General features: G+C 42.9%; 13 protein-coding genes. All 13 read right to left on the bottom strand.

Annotated elements, in window-relative coordinates; genetic code table 11:
* Nucleotides 1–116 (bottom strand): GTP-binding protein (locus BCU91_RS01635; protein ID WP_241901071.1); only part of this gene is annotated, 116 nt, incomplete at its 3' end.
* A 69-nt stretch (nucleotides 117–185) separates the two neighbouring features.
* Entirely contained in the window at nucleotides 186–2282 is a 2097-nt protein-coding gene (gene fusA, locus BCU91_RS01630) for an elongation factor G (protein ID WP_102439677.1), read from the bottom strand.
* Between the two features lie 81 nt (nucleotides 2283–2363).
* Complete coding sequence (gene rpsG, locus BCU91_RS01625; protein ID WP_076543258.1) at nucleotides 2364–2834, bottom strand: 30S ribosomal protein S7; 471 nt, start codon at nucleotides 2832–2834, stop codon at nucleotides 2364–2366.
* Nucleotides 2835–2911: 77 nt separating this feature from the next.
* Entirely contained in the window at nucleotides 2912–3286 is a 375-nt protein-coding gene (gene rpsL, locus BCU91_RS01620; RefSeq protein ID WP_076543259.1) for a 30S ribosomal protein S12, read from the bottom strand.
* A gap of 177 nt (nucleotides 3287–3463) precedes the next feature.
* A complete protein-coding gene (gene rpoC / locus BCU91_RS01615) occupies nucleotides 3464–7684 on the bottom strand; it encodes a DNA-directed RNA polymerase subunit beta' (protein ID WP_102530752.1) in 4221 nt (1406 codons plus the stop codon).
* Nucleotides 7685–7766: 82 nt separating this feature from the next.
* Nucleotides 7767–11798 (bottom strand): DNA-directed RNA polymerase subunit beta, encoded by a 4032-nt coding sequence (gene rpoB, locus BCU91_RS01610; protein ID WP_102439679.1) that lies wholly within the window; start codon nucleotides 11796–11798, stop codon nucleotides 7767–7769.
* Nucleotides 11799–12038: 240 nt separating this feature from the next.
* Nucleotides 12039–12404: a 50S ribosomal protein L7/L12 gene (gene rplL, locus BCU91_RS01605; RefSeq protein ID WP_076543262.1), complete on the bottom strand. Its 366-nt coding sequence runs from the start codon at nucleotides 12402–12404 to the stop codon at nucleotides 12039–12041.
* A gap of 54 nt (nucleotides 12405–12458) precedes the next feature.
* Nucleotides 12459–12956 (bottom strand): 50S ribosomal protein L10, encoded by a 498-nt coding sequence (gene rplJ, locus BCU91_RS01600; RefSeq protein WP_076543263.1) that lies wholly within the window; start codon nucleotides 12954–12956, stop codon nucleotides 12459–12461.
* Between the two features lie 279 nt (nucleotides 12957–13235).
* On the bottom strand, nucleotides 13236–13937 hold the full coding sequence (rplA, locus tag BCU91_RS01595) for a 50S ribosomal protein L1 (RefSeq protein ID WP_102439680.1): 702 nt from the start codon (nucleotides 13935–13937) through the stop codon (nucleotides 13236–13238).
* Nucleotides 13938–13941: 4 nt separating this feature from the next.
* The gene (gene rplK, locus BCU91_RS01590; RefSeq protein ID WP_076543265.1) at nucleotides 13942–14370 is read right to left on the bottom strand and encodes a 50S ribosomal protein L11; all 429 of its coding nucleotides are present in this window, start codon (nucleotides 14368–14370) and stop codon (nucleotides 13942–13944) included.
* A gap of 129 nt (nucleotides 14371–14499) precedes the next feature.
* Nucleotides 14500–15051, bottom strand: coding sequence for a transcription termination/antitermination protein NusG (gene nusG, locus BCU91_RS01585; protein ID WP_076543266.1), 552 nt, complete (start codon nucleotides 15049–15051; stop codon nucleotides 14500–14502).
* 8 nt (nucleotides 15052–15059) lie between these two features.
* Nucleotides 15060–15431: a preprotein translocase subunit SecE gene (secE, locus tag BCU91_RS01580; RefSeq protein WP_102439681.1), complete on the bottom strand. Its 372-nt coding sequence runs from the start codon at nucleotides 15429–15431 to the stop codon at nucleotides 15060–15062.
* Nucleotides 15432–15680: 249 nt separating this feature from the next.
* The coding region (locus BCU91_RS01575; RefSeq protein ID WP_198590414.1) for a hypothetical protein at nucleotides 15681–15788 on the bottom strand (108 nt) is incomplete at its 5' end.

Below are 15788 nucleotides of genomic sequence, written 5' to 3'. Positions count from 1 at the left end.
ACTTTTGACAATACAGCTGAGATAGCTGCTGTAAGAGTAGTTTTACCATGGTCGACGTGACCAATTGTACCCACGTTTACGTGTGGTTTACTACGTTCAAATTTTTCTTTAGCCACGATATATTCCTTTCTTTTCAGAAGTGCTCGACAACGAGCTATATAACAGTTAATTAAGTACTTAAAAATTTAAGTACGTGATTCAATAATTGCCTTTGCAATATTTGATGGTGCATCGTCGTACTTTAAGAACTCCATAGAGTATGAAGCACGACCCTGAGTTGCACTTCGCAAGTCAGTAGCATAACCAAACATTTCAGAAAGCGGTACAACAGCGTGGATAATTTTAACACCACCCAGACCATCATCCATACCTTCAATAATACCGCGACGTCGGTTCAAATCACCCACTACATCGCCCATGTTATTTTCAGGTGTGGTTATTTCCACTTTCATTGTGGGTTCTAGTAACACAGGGGTTGCTTCAAGCGCACCCTTTTTGAAGCCCATTGAACCAGCAATTTTGAAAGCCATCTCATTTGAGTCGACATCATGATATGAGCCGTCAAATAAAGTCACTTTCACATCAAGCATTGGATAACCAGCTAATACGCCGTTATTCATTTGCTCTTGAATACCTTTGTCAACGGATGGGATGAATTCACGAGGAACTGCACCACCAACGATTTCGTTAACAAATTCGTAGCCTTGACCTTCTTCAGAAGGTTCAACTTTCAACCACACATGGCCAAACTGACCACGTCCGCCTGATTGACGTACGAACTTACCTTCCACTTCAACTGCTGAGCGAATTGTTTCACGATAAGCAACCTGAGGTTTACCTACGTTACAATCTACATTAAATTCGCGACGCATTCTGTCTACGATAATGTCTAAATGTAATTCACCCATGCCAGAAATCAATGTTTGAGCTGATTCTGCATCAGTTTCCACTCTAAAAGACGGGTCTTCAGCTGCTAATTTTTGCAGCGCAATCGCCATTTTATCTTGGTCTGCTTGCGAACGTGGCTCAACGGCAATAGTAATTACAGGTTCTGGAAACTCCATGCGTTCTAAAATCACTTTGTGATCATTTGCGCAAAGAGTATCTCCTGTTGTCACATCTTTTAAGCCAATTGCCGCGGCAATATCACCAGCACGAACTTCTTTCAGCTCGGTTCGGTCATTTGCATGCATTTGTACGATTCGGCCGACGCGTTCACGTTTCTCTTTGACAGAGTTGTAAACCGCTGCACCCGACTCTAATACGCCTGAATATACACGGATAAAGGTTAAAGTTCCAACAAATGGATCAGTCGCAATTTTAAACGCTAATGCCGCAAAAGGGGCATTATCGTCTGATGGACGTTCGACTTCATTATCGTTCTCGTCAATCCCTTTAATTGCAGGGACTTCAGTAGGAGCCGGTAAGTAATCGACCACACCATCTAAAACAGCTTGAACACCTTTGTTCTTAAATGCAGAACCACAAGTTGCTAATACTATTTCATTGTTAATTGTGCGCTGACGTAATGCTTGCTTGATCTCTAATTCTGATAGCTCACCTTCTTCAAGGTATTTTTCCATCAATTCATCAGAGGCCTCTGCAGCACTTTCCACGAGATACTCATGCATTTCTTCTGCCTTAGCGAGAAGATCTGCAGGAATTTCTTCATAAGAGAAAGTCGTTCCTTGGTCTTTTTCAGACCAATTAATTGCTTTCATCTTAATTAAATCAATAACCCCTTTAAAGTTCTCCTCAGCGCCAATATTCAATTGAATAGGGACACAAGTCGCACCTAGGCGGTTACGGATTTGGTCGATGACACTATCAAAGTCAGCACCTGCACGATCCATTTTATTAACGAATACCATGCGCGGTACCTGATACTTATCAGCTTGACGCCAAACAGTTTCAGATTGTGGCTCGACACCTGATGATCCGCAGAAGACAACAACTGCACCATCAAGTACTCGAAGCGAACGTTCTACTTCAATAGTAAAGTCAACATGACCAGGGGTATCGATGATATTAATACGATGTTCGGTGAATTGAGCATCCATACCACGCCAGAATGTGGTTACAGCAGCAGATGTGATAGTAATACCACGCTCTTGCTCTTGAACCATCCAGTCAGTGGTAGCGGCGCCGTCATGCACCTCACCGATTTTATGAGACAAACCGGTATAGAACAGAACACGTTCTGTTGTGGTAGTTTTACCTGCATCCACATGAGCAACGATACCGATATTACGATAACGCTCAATTGGGGTTGTACGAGCCACTATTTATACCCTCTCAACTAAAGCTAAAGTGCTTTAGAAAATATCAACAATATGGAGTGGGCTAACGCCCACTCCATCAAATTACCAACGGTAATGAGCAAAGGCTTTGTTAGCTTCAGCCATGCGATGCACGTCTTCACGCTTCTTAACAGCAGTACCTTTGTTTTCAGATGCGTCTAGCATTTCACCAGCTAGACGTAGAGCCATAGATTTTTCACCACGCTTGCGAGCAGCTTCAACTAACCAGCGCATCGCTAGTGCGTTACGACGCACTGGACGAACTTCACATGGTACTTGATAAGTTGAACCACCAACGCGACGAGATTTAACTTCGACTGATGGACGAACATTATCAAGAGCAGCTTCAAGGATGCTTAAATGCTCTTCGCTTTTCTTTTCAGCGACAACATCTAATGCTTGGTAGATAATTTTTTCAGCAGTTGACTTTTTACCGTCAACCATAATGACGTTGATGAACTTAGCCAACAACTCACTTTTGAACTTTGGATCTGGTAGGATTTTACGTTGTCCTACAACGCGACGTCTTGGCATAACAATTCTCCGTATGCTTCAGGTACTTCCAAAACTGGAATTTTTTTAACTAGCTTGGCCTTACTTAAACGGACAAGTTACGACTTAGGACGCTTAGCACCGTACTTAGAACGGCCGTTGCGACGAGCACTTACGCCAGCACAATCTAATGCACCGCGAATAGTGTGGTAACGCACACCAGGTAGATCTTTAACACGACCACCACGGATTAGAATTACACTATGTTCCTGCAAGTTGTGACCTTCACCACCGATGTACGAAGTAACTTCGAAACCGTTAGTTAAGCGAACACGTGCTACTTTACGTAGTGCAGAGTTAGGTTTTTTAGGAGTAGTTGTGTACACACGAGTACAAACTCCACGTTTTTGTGGACACGCATTCAACGCTGGCACGTTAGTCTTTTCGACTTTTGGCGAGCGAGGCTTACGTACCAACTGGTTTACAGTTGCCATGAATAGCTCCGTTCAGTTGAAATATCTCAACAATTTTGTGTGAAAAATCTATATCCCACTATGATGGGACGCGAAAGTTTAGAAAGGTAATGGCCAACTGTCAAGAAATAGACAACTTTTCATGCAATTTCCAATAAAAAAGGCGCCAAAGGCGCCTTTTTTAACATACCATTTACTTTAATCAGCACTTCCGGCTAAGTTAAGTAAGTCAGCTAAGTTCTTCTCTGCTTCACTTGCAGTGATCACTGGCGCTTCTGCATTGTCTGATTTGACATTCGCACGAGCTTCATTACGAGCTGTGTGATATGCATAACCGGTACCAGCTGGGATTAGACGACCAACAATTACGTTTTCTTTCAGACCACGTAATGGATCGCTCTTACCGCCAACAGCAGCTTCGGTTAGTACGCGAGTTGTTTCCTGGAACGATGCAGCTGAGATGAATGATTCAGTAGCCAAAGATGCTTTGGTAATACCTAATAATTCACGCTCAAACTTCGCAGGTGCTTTGCCTTGTGCTTCAAGTTCGCGGTTAGCGATCTTAACGCGGGCAACTTCAGCTTGTTCACCGACTAAGAATTCGGTATCACCAGCGTCAGTAATTAAGCACTTACGTAGCATTTGGCGAATAATCACCTCAATGTGCTTATCATTGATTTTAACGCCCTGTAGGCGGTAAACGTCTTGAACTTCATCAACAATATAGTTAGCAACATGATGGATGCCACGTAAACGTAGGATGTCATGCGCAGCTTCTGGGCCGTCAGCAATAACTTCACCACGTTCAACTTTTTCACCTTCGAACACGTTCAGGTTACGCCATTTAGGGATCATTTCTTCATAATGATCACTACCATCAGCAGGGCTGATGACTAGACGTACTTTACCTTTGGTTTCTTTACCGAATGAGATAGTACCCGAGATTTCAGCAAGGATAGCAGGCTCTTTTGGTTTACGAGCTTCGAACAAGTCAGCAACACGTGGTAGACCACCGGTAATATCGCGAGTTTTAGACGATTCCTGAGGAATACGTGCTAAAGCATCACCAACGTTAATTTGTGCATTATCGTCTTTCGCTACAATCGCGTTACCAGGTAAGAAATACTGCGCAGGTACATCGGTACCCGGGATCATAAGATCGTTGCCATCAGCGTCGATTAGACGGATAGCAGGACGCATTTCTTTACCAGCTGTGCTACGAGCACTTGGGTCAAGTACCACAATCGAAGACAGACCAGTTAGGTCATCTGTTTGACGCGTCATAGTAACGCCTTCAATCATGTCTACGAATTTAACTGAACCGGCTACTTCAGAAATAATTGGGTGAGTATGTGGATCCCAGTTCGCAATAATTGCGCCTGCTGCCACTTCACTGTCTTCCAACACTTCTAAAACAGTACCGTAAGGTACTCTGTAACGCTCTTTTTCACGACCTAGTTCGTCAATGATTGCAAGTTCAGATGAACGAGAAACAATAACTAACTTGTTGTCGATGCTCTTAACGTATTTCGCATTATGAAGCTTCAGTGTACCTGAGTTCTTAACTTGAACATTGTTTTCAGCAGAGTCACGAGATGCTGCACCACCAATGTGGAAGGTACGCATCGTAAGCTGTGTACCTGGCTCACCGATTGATTGAGCAGCAACTACACCGATAGCTTCACCGTGGTTAATGATATGACCACGAGCTAAGTCACGACCGTAACATGCGGCACAAACACCAAAGTCTGTTTCACATGAAATTACAGAACGTACGATAACTTCATCAACGCTGTGCTCTTCAAGAAGATCACACCATGCTTCGTCAAGTAGCGTATTGCGTGGAGCAAGTACTTTTTCAGTACCAGGCTCAAGTACGTCAATAGCAACAACACGACCAAGAACACGTTCACGAAGAGGCTCTTTAACATCACCACCTTCAATCAACGGCTTCATGGTTAAGCCAGCTTCAGTGCCACAATCATCTTCAATAACAACTAGATCTTGTGCAACGTCAACAAGACGACGAGTTAGGTAACCCGAGTTAGCTGTTTTCAATGCGGTATCGGCAAGACCTTTACGCGCACCGTGAGTAGAGATGAAGTACTGAAGTACGTTTAGACCTTCACGGAAGTTCGCAGTAATTGGGGTTTCGATGATTGAGCCATCTGGCTTAGCCATCAGACCACGCATACCCGCTAACTGACGGATCTGAGCAGCACTACCACGAGCGCCCGAGTCAGCCATCATATAGATGCTGTTAAACGAATCTTGCTCTTCTTCTTCGCCATCACGATTGATAACAACTTCTTTCTTCAAGTTGTCCATCATCGCTTTAGAGATTTTATCGTTGGTACTTGCCCAAATATCGATAACTTTGTTGTAACGCTCACCAGCGGTAACCAGACCTGATTGGAACTGCTCTTGAATTTCAAGCACTTCACGTTCAGCTTCTTCAACTAAAGTGTACTTCTCATCTGGGATAACCATATCGTTGATACCAACAGAGGCACCTGAGATAGTTGCATAACGGAAACCGGTATACATTAATTGGTCAGCAAAGATAACAGTATCTTTTAGGCCTAGCGCACGGTAACAAGTGTTCAATAGTTTCGAGATTTGCTTTTTACCCATGTTCTGGTTAACCAGTTCATACGGTAAGCCTTTAGGCAAGATCTGCGATAACAATGCACGGCCCACTGTAGTATCTACAATACGACGGCTTTGAGTCTTTTCACCATTGTCGTCAGTTGAAGTCTCTGTAATACGTACTTTAACGCGTGCATGCAATTCTGCAGCACCTGTTGCGTACGCTTTTTCAACTTCATCAACAGACATAAATGTCATACCTTCACCACGGCCGTTAACACATTCACGGCTGGTATAGTAAAGACCAAGTACCACGTCTTGAGAAGGCGTGATTACTGGCTCACCATTTGCTGGAGAAAGGATGTTGTTTGTCGACATCATTAACGAGCGAGCTTCTAATTGAGCTTCAAGCGTTAACGGTACGTGCACAGCCATTTGGTCACCATCGAAGTCGGCGTTATATGCCGCACATACTAATGGGTGCAATTGAATAGCTTTACCTTCAATTAGTACCGGCTCAAATGCCTGGATACCAAGTCTATGAAGTGTTGGTGCACGGTTAAGCATAACTGGATGTTCACGAATTACTTCGTCTAAAACATCCCATACTTCTGGCTGTTCGCGTTCAACCATTTTCTTAGCAGCTTTAATCGTAGTAGCTAAACCACGACCTTCTAGCTTGCCATAAATGAATGGTTTGAATAGCTCAAGTGCCATCTTCTTAGGAAGACCACACTGGTGCAGACGTAAAGTAGGACCTACGGTAATTACCGAACGGCCTGAGTAGTCAACACGCTTACCAAGTAAGTTCTGACGGAAACGACCTTGCTTACCTTTGATCATATCGGCCAAAGATTTTAGCGGACGCTTGTTAGAACCTGTAATAGCACGACCACGACGACCATTATCTAATAGCGCATCAACAGACTCTTGTAACATACGCTTTTCGTTACGTACGATAATGTCTGGCGCAGCTAAGTCTAATAGACGTTTTAGACGGTTGTTACGGTTGATTACACGACGGTAAAGGTCGTTCAAATCAGACGTAGCAAAACGTCCGCCATCTAGTGGTACTAGAGGACGTAAATCAGGTGGTAGAACCGGTAGAACTTTTAAGATCATCCACTCAGGCTTGTTACCTGAAGTGAAGAATGCTTCCATCAGTTTAAGGCGTTTAGTGACCTTTTTACGACGGGTTTCAGAGTTGATTGAAGGCAACTCTTCACGCATTTGTTCGATCTGTTCTTCTAAATCAATTGCACGTAGCAAGTCTAAGACTGCTTCAGCACCCATTTTAGCTTCGAACTCGTCACCGTATTCTTCAAGTGCATCAAGATACGTTTCTTCAGTAAGCATTTGGCCACGTTCAAGACTGGTCATGCCAGGCTCGATCACAACAAATGATTCGAAGTAAAGTACACGTTCGATGTCACGAAGTGTCATATCAAGCATTAAGCCGATACGAGACGGAAGTGATTTCAAGAACCAAATGTGGGCAACTGGGCTTGCAAGATCAATATGACCCATGCGCTCACGACGCACTTTAGTCTGTGTAACTTCAACGCCACACTTCTCACAAATAACACCACGGTGCTTCAAACGCTTGTATTTACCACACAAACATTCGTAATCTTTCACAGGACCGAAAATACGCGCACAGAATAAACCTTCACGTTCAGGTTTAAAGGTACGGTAGTTAATGGTTTCTGGTTTTTTAACTTCACCAAAAGACCAAGAACGGATTAGATCTGGCGAAGCCAAACCAATTTTGATTCCGTTAAATTCTTCAGTCTTGCTTTGCTGTTTAAGAAACTTTAATAAGTCTTTCACGTTTCTCTCCTGAAGGAGTTAAACCAGATGCCTTGCTATTGCAAAGCATCCTTGGTTACCAAACATTGCTTAAGAGCGATGCTTACTCTTGATCCAACTCGATATTAATACCAAGTGAACGAATTTCCTTCAACAATACGTTGAAAGACTCAGGCATGCCTGGGTGCATCTGATGGTTACCGTCGACGATGTTTTTATACATCTGAGTACGACCGTTAACGTCATCTGATTTAACCGTTAGCATTTCCTGAAGAGTATATGCAGCACCGTATGCTTCTAGTGCCCATACTTCCATCTCACCGAAACGCTGACCACCGAATTGAGCTTTACCGCCCAATGGTTGTTGTGTAACTAAGCTGTACGAACCGGTTGAACGGGCGTGCATCTTGTCATCAACTAAATGGTTCAATTTAAGCATGTACATGTAACCAACAGTTACTTTACGCTCAAATTCGTTACCGGTACGGCCGTCACATAATGTTAACTGGCCAGATGAAGGTAAGCCTGCAAGTTCAAGCATTTGCTTGATCTCTTTCTCTTTAGCACCATCGAAAGCTGGCGTAGCAATTGGTATGCCGCCTCTCAGGTTCTTAGCTAAGCGCACTACTTCATGGTCGCTAAATGTACTGATGTCGACTTTCTGAAGAACGTCATCACCTAAGTCATAAACCTGCTGAATGTAGCTACGTAGCTCTGCCAGTTCGCGTTGCTCTTCAAGCATAGCAGTAATACGATTACCGATACCTTTAGCTGCAGCACCTAAGTGGACTTCTAGTACCTGACCAATGTTCATACGCGATGGTACGCCCAATGGGTTAAGTACGATATCAACTGGATCACCAGTTTCATCGTAAGGCATGTCTTCGATAGGACAAATCTTAGAGATTACACCCTTGTTACCGTGACGACCCGCCATCTTATCACCAGGTTGGATAGTACGTTTAACTGCTAGGTAAACCTTAACAATTTTCAGTACACCAGGTGCTAAGTCATCACCTTGGGTGATCTTACGACGCTTAACTTCAAACTTCTTATCGAAGTCTGCTTTTAGCTCTTCATGTTGCTCAGCTAATTGCTCAAGTTCAGTTTGTTTAGCTTCGTCATCGATAACTTGAATTAATACATCTTTACGCGGTAGCTCTGCTAATTTAGCTTCTGAGAAACCGGTAGATAGTAATAAGTTACGCGCACGGCTCAACACACCTTCTTCAAGGATCTGGAACTCTTCGCCTAAATCTTTGCGAGCTTGGCTAACATGCATCTCTTCAATTTCAAGCGCACGTTTATCTTTCTCGATACCGTCACGAGTGAATACTTGAACGTCGATGATGGTGCCTTTAACAGAGTTAGGTACACGTAAAGAGCTGTCCTTAACATCTGAAGCTTTCTCACCGAAAATTGCACGCAATAGCTTCTCTTCTGGCGTCAGCTGAGTTTCACCTTTAGGTGTCACTTTACCAACTAGAATGTCGCCGCCTTTAACTTCAGCACCAATGTAAACGATACCTGATTCATCTAGTTTAGATAAAGCAGACTCACCTACGTTTGGAATATCAGCTGTGATTTCTTCGCTACCTAGTTTCGTATCACGAGCAATACATGAAAGCTCTTGGATATGAATAGTAGTAAAACGATCTTCTTGCGCTACGCGCTCAGAAATTAAGATAGAATCTTCGAAGTTATAACCATTCCACGGCATGAACGCGATACGCATGTTTTGACCAAGAGCCAAATCACCTAAATCGGTTGATGGACCGTCAGCTAATACATCACCACGTACAATTGGATCACCAACAGAACAACAAGGACGTTGGTTAATACAGGTGTTTTGGTTTGAACGGGTATACTTAGTTAAGTTGTAGATATCAATACCAGCTTCACCCGGTGTTAACTCTGCTTCATTAACTTTGATAACGATACGGCTAGCATCAACGTAATCAACAACACCGCCACGTTTCGCAGCAACAACAACACCAGAATCGACCGCTAAAGTGCGCTCAATACCTGTACCGACTAACGGCTTATCAGCACGTAAAGTAGGAACCGCTTGACGTTGCATGTTCGCACCCATCAATGCACGGTTAGCATCATCGTGTTCTAGGAACGGAATTAGTGATGCCGCAACAGAAATAATCTGTTGTGGTGATACATCCATATATTGAATGTCAGCAGCACGCATAAAGGTAGATTCACCTTTATGACGACAAGCAACTTGCTCTTCAATGATTCGGCTAGAACCATCTACTTCAATGTTTGCCTGTGCAATAACATAACGACCTTCTTCAATTGCTGACAAGTATTCAACTTCATCAGTAATTACACTATCAACAACCTTACGATAAGGCGTTTCTAGGAAGCCGTATGAGTTAGTACGTGCGAAACTTGCTAAAGAGTTAATTAGACCAATGTTTGGTCCCTCTGGCGTTTCAATCGGACATAGACGACCATAGTGAGTCGGATGTACGTCACGTACTTCGAAGCCTGCACGTTCACGAGTCAAACCACCTGGGCCTAAAGCAGAAATACGACGCTTATGCGTTACTTCTGAAAGCGGGTTGTTTTGATCCATGAATTGAGACAGCTGTGAAGAACCAAAGAATTCTTTCACTGCTGCCGAAATAGGCTTCGCATTGATAAGATCTTGTGGCATCAACTCGTTCAAGTCGCCTAATGATAGACGTTCACGAACAGCACGCTCAACACGAACTAGACCAACACGGAATTGGTTTTCAGCCATTTCGCCAACGCTACGAATACGACGGTTACCAAGATGGTCGATATCATCGACTTCATCGTCACCATTACGGATTTCGATGATTTTCTTCATAACGTGTACGATGTCTTCTTTAGACAATACGCCAGCGCCTTCGTCTTCAGCAATCTCAAGACGACGGTTGAACTTCATACGACCTACTTTAGATAAGTCATAACGTTCTTCACTGAAGAACAAGTTCTGGAATAAGCTTTCAGCAGCATCTTTGGTTGGTGGCTCACCTGGACGCATCATGCGGTAGATTTCAACTAATGCTTCTAAGCGGTTAGTTGTAGAATCGATACGTAATGTGTCAGAAATATAAGCACCATGATCAAGATCGTTGATAAACAAAGTATCAACTTCTTTAATGCCTGCTAAAGAAAGTTTAGCAAGGTCTTCAAGGGTGATTTCAGCATTGGCGCTAACAAGTACTTCACCAGTATCTTGATCGATATAATCTTGAGCAGCAAACTTACCAACAATGTAATCTACAGGTACTTCAAGTTCTGTAGTGGCAGTTTTTTCAAGTTGTTTAATGTGACGAGCAGTAATACGACGACCAGTTTCAACAAGAACATTGCCTTCTGAATCTTTAATATCGTAACTTGCAGTTTCACCACGTAAACGGTCTGGTACAAGTGCCATAACAAGAGAATCTTTCTTAATTTTGAACTGAGTACGTTCAAAGAATAAGTCTAAGATTTCTTGAGTAGAAAACTCAAGTGCACGTAGCATGATAGTCGCAGGTAATTTACGACGACGGTCAATACGTACAAATAAGGCATCTTTTGGATCAAATTCAAAGTCAAGCCATGAACCACGGTAAGGAATAATACGTGCGTTATATAACACTTTACCTGAAGAGTGGGTTTTACCACGGTCATGATCAAAGAATACACCTGGTGAGCGGTGTAACTGAGACACGATAACACGCTCAGTACCATTGATAACAAAAGTACCGTTATCAGTCATTAATGGGATATCACCCATGTAGACTTCTTGTTCTTTAATGTCTTTAACTGTGCCTGGTGCAGCTTCACGGTCATATAACACCATACGCAATTTAACGCGTAATGGAGCTGAATATGTAACACCGCGGATCTGACACTCTTTCACATCAAAAACTGGCTCGCCTAACTTATAACTGACGTATTGCAGTTCAGAGTTGCCAGAAAAGCTCTTGATGGGAAAAACGCTACGGAATGCGGCTTCGAAGCCACGTTCACCCGTAGGATCTTGATCGGTGAACTTCTTAAAAGAGTCTAATTGAATAGACAATAGGTACGGAATATCCAAAACTTTTGGGCGTTTGCCAAAGTCTTTACGAATACGCTTCTTTTCAGAATAGGAGTAAACCATGGGTTTCCTCTACTTACGAGATGTGACCAAGACTGAAATAATACAAAAGATTAAATCAGCACGTTTGCCCATCACCGTTAATGGCAAGAACCTAACCAGTAATCTCTGCTAGGAACTGCTAAAACTGGCGACAAACGGTGAATAAAAAATCGCCTGCGCATATAGCGCAAAAAAGGCCGACGGTTAAAAAACCGCCAGCCTCCGCCCGATTACTCGGGAGGTGGTAAGTTAAAGTATAACTTACTTAACTTCTACTTCAGCGCCAGCAGCAACTAGGTCTGCTTGAAGTGCTTCAGCTTCTTCTTTAGAGATAGCTTCTTTAACTGCAACTGGTGCAGATTCAGCCATCGCTTTAGCTTCTTTCAGGCCAAGACCTGTAGCGCCACGAAGTGCTTTAATAACAGCAACTTTGTTAGCACCGAAAGATGTCATAACAACGTCAAATTCTGTTTGCTCAACAGCAGCGGCAGCATCACCACCACCAGAAACTACTGCAGCTGCAGCAGAAACGCCGAATTTTTCTTCCATTGCTTCGATAAGTTCAACAACTTCCATTACAGACATTTCTGCGAAAGCTTCTAAGATTTGGTCTTTTGTGATAGACATAACAAAAAATTCCTATTGTACTGAATTCAATTTAATTAAGCGGCTAATAAAATATTAAGCTGCTTCTTTTTGATCGCGAAGAGCGGCCAAGGTACGAACAAACTTGCCAGCAGATGCTTCTTTTAGAGTCATCATTAACTGAGCTAGTGCTTCGTCGTAAGTTGGTAATTTCGCTAAACGATCAATATCTGCTGCAGGGATTACTTCCCCTTCAAAGGCTGCTGCTTTAATTTCAAACTTTTCTTGCGTAGCAGCGAAGTCTTTTAATAGACGTGCTGCAGCACCTGGGTGCTCGTTAGAAAAGGCAATTAAAGTAGGACCTGTAAACGTGTCGCTAAGGCACTCAAAATCAGTACCAGCTACAGCGCGTTTAACTAATGTATTACGTACTACACGTATAAATACACCAGCTTCACGAGCTGCTTTACGCAAACCGGTCATATCACCTACAGTTACACCGCGTGAATCGGCAACAACTGCAGATAAAGCACCTTTGGCTGCTTCGTTGACTTCAGCAACAATCGCTTTTTTGTCTTCGAGTCTTAATGCCATTGGCTTTACTCCTGGATTCTACCTAGGGAATTCCCTAGAATTAACCATGTTAAACACAAAGTGTTTAACGACTTACGGTGCAGATTTTCCAGCAGAACAAAATCTATCTGGGGGGTCTGACACCGTCTACGTAGGAAATTAAGTAATGGTTAGATTACACCTACGGTCTTGGACGGAAATCTATTCAATAAGCGGACTAATAAATTAGTAACACACGTAGAAAATAGACCTCAACCCACAAAGTGCGCGCATTATAGACTAATACGCACGCTTTGTATATTACTTAACTTCGTCTAAGCTACCTTGATCGATAGTTACGCCTGCACCCATAGTGGTAGAGATAGTAACTTTCTTCAAGTAAACGCCTTTAGCAACTGCAGGCTTAGCCTTTTTCAGTGCCGCTACAAGCGATTCTAAGTTTTCTTTAAGCTGAACTGGTGTGAAATCCACTTTACCGATAGTAGTGTGGATAATACCGTTCTTGTCGTTACGGTAACGAACTTGACCAGCTTTGGCATTTTTAACTGCATCAGCAACGTTAGGCGTTACTGTACCAGTTTTAGGGTTAGGCATTAAACCACGTGGGCCTAAGATTTGACCTAACATACCAACAACGCGCATTGCATCTGGAGATGCGATAACAACGTCAAAGTTCATTTCGCCAGCTTTAACTTGTGCAGCAAGATCTTCCATACCAACAAGTTCTGCACCAGCTTCTTTAGCTGCTTCAGCGTTTGCGCCCTGTGTAAACACAGCAACACGAACTTCACGGCCAGTACCATGTGGTAATACTGTAGCGCCACGAACGTTTTGATCTGATTTACGAGGATCGATACCTAGGTTAACAGCAACGTCAACACTTTCTACGAACTTAGCAGTTGCTAATTCTTTTAATAAAGCAGTAGCTTCATTGATGTCGTAGTTCTTAGTTCCGTCTAATTTTTCACGGATAACGCGCATGCGCTTAGTTAGCTTTGCCATTATATTAGTCCTCTACTACCAAACCCATTGAACGTGCAGTACCTTCAATTGAGCGAGTCATCGCTTCAATATCAGCGCCAGTCATATCAGTAGCTTTTGATTCAGCAATTTCTTGAACTGCGCTACGCTTGATAGTACCAACTTTCTCAGTGTTCGGACGGCCAGAACCAGACTTAAGACCTGCAGCTTTCAATAATAAGAAAGATGCTGGAGGAGTCTTAGTTTCGAACGTGAAAGAACGGTCGTTGTATACAGTGATAACAACAGGAATTGGCATGCCTTTTTCGAACTTTTCAGTACGAGCGTTGAATGCTTTACAGAATTCCATGATGTTCACACCTTTTTGACCTAAAGCAGGTCCAACTGGTGGAGACGGGTTTGCAGCACCGGCTGCTACTTGTAGCTTAATATAAGCTTCAATTTTCTTTGCCATGTCGACATATCCTCAGTTTGGGTTCAAACGCGTATCGGCTACATGCCAATATGCTCCCCTTGAAAATTACGGGTGCGAATTATACAAAAATTCGCACCCGCAAACAAATACTATTTGTAGTTAATTTAATCAGCTCTTTTCAACTTGATCGAAATCAAGTTCAACAGGAGTAGAGCGACCGAAGATCATTACTGAAACCTTAACGCGGTTCTTGTCGTAATCAACTTCTTCGATAGTGCCATTAAAATCAGCAAATGGACCATCGTTAACACGAACAACTTCACCAGGTTCATACATAACGCGATGAGTCGGTGACTCAACTGTGTCTTGTAAACGCTGAAGAATGGCATCCGCTTCTTTGTCTGAAATAGGCGCTGGACGGTCAGATGTACCACCGATAAAGCCCATAACACGTGGAATACTTTTAACTAAATGCCAGCTTTCGTCATTCATTTCCATCTGTACTAATACATAGCCAGGGAAGAATTTACGTTCGCTTTTGCGACGCTGACCTGCACGCATTTCAACCACTTCTTCTGTCGGTACTAATACCTCAGCGAAGTAATCTTCCATGTTGTGCATTTTTATGTGTTCAAGCAATGTTTTACATACACGGCCTTCATAGCCCGAGAATGCTTGGATCACATACCATCTTTTTTTAGCTTCTGTTGCTTCAGTCATGTAAATGCCTATACGCCAGTAATTAGGTTAACAACGCGCAAAAGTACCCAGTCGAAACCCCAAAGGATAACGGCTACGACAGCTGTTGCAGCAAGAACAATGAATGTAGTGTTTAGCGCTTCTTGACGCGTAGGCCAAACCACTTTACGAACTTCAATGTGAGCTTCACGAGCAAAAGATAAAGCTTCTTTACCTTTCACGGTTTGCAGAGCAATAAAACCTGCAAGAACAAAGGCAACAATTACGCCTAAAGCGCGTACCACAACACTGGCTTCGCCAAATGCTTGGTTGCCAATAACAGCGGCGGCAATCAATATAACTGCTATGCCCCACTTAACAATATCCAGAGAATTAGTCTGGTTTTCAGTATTTGTTGTCATCGGTTGGTTCCGTTACTCACTAAGAGACCTGAGCTTAAAATTGATAAAGTGTACCATTATCAATCAGTACTTCCGAATTAAGCCACGAAAAGCATCAGCTCAGGGTCAAAAATCGGCCATAGATTGTATTCTTATTCTAGTCAGTTCGCAAGGATGACACTAGAGATCATCAGCAAATCTTACAAAAAATAATAAAAACAAAAAAGGAAGCCGAAGCTTCCTTTTTTTATGTGTTAACTAAAATCGCTATTAAGCGATAACTTTAGCTACAACACCAGCACCAACAGTACGGCCACCTTCACGGATAGCGAAACGTAAACCGTCATCCATTGCGATTGGGTAGATTAGTGTAACAAC

This window comes from Shewanella sp. 10N.286.52.B9, from assembly GCF_002873635.1.
Lineage (GTDB): Bacteria > Pseudomonadota > Gammaproteobacteria > Enterobacterales > Shewanellaceae > Shewanella.
The sequence above is the reverse complement of the archived record's forward strand: the minus strand, read 5'-3'. Positions and strand labels throughout refer to the sequence as shown.

Bases quoted from the DNA above. Each gene is read 5' to 3' on its own strand.
- rpsG (WP_076543258.1), bottom strand. From the start codon at position 2,834: ATGCCAAGACGTCGCGTTGTAGGACAACGTAAAATCCTACCAGATCCA.
- rplK (WP_076543265.1), bottom strand. From the start codon at position 14,370: ATGGCAAAGAAAATTGAAGCTTATATTAAGCTACAAGTAGCAGCCGGT.
- secE (WP_102439681.1), bottom strand. From the start codon at position 15,431: ATGACAACAAATACTGAAAACCAGACTAATTCTCTGGATATTGTTAAG.
- nusG (WP_076543266.1), bottom strand. From the start codon at position 15,051: ATGACTGAAGCAACAGAAGCTAAAAAAAGATGGTATGTGATCCAAGCA.
- rplJ (WP_076543263.1), bottom strand. From the start codon at position 12,956: ATGGCATTAAGACTCGAAGACAAAAAAGCGATTGTTGCTGAAGTCAAC.
- rplA (WP_102439680.1), bottom strand. From the start codon at position 13,937: ATGGCAAAGCTAACTAAGCGCATGCGCGTTATCCGTGAAAAATTAGAC.
- rplL (WP_076543262.1), bottom strand. From the start codon at position 12,404: ATGTCTATCACAAAAGACCAAATCTTAGAAGCTTTCGCAGAAATGTCT.
- rpoB (WP_102439679.1), bottom strand. From the start codon at position 11,798: ATGGTTTACTCCTATTCTGAAAAGAAGCGTATTCGTAAAGACTTTGGC.
- rpsL (WP_076543259.1), bottom strand. From the start codon at position 3,286: ATGGCAACTGTAAACCAGTTGGTACGTAAGCCTCGCTCGCCAAAAGTC.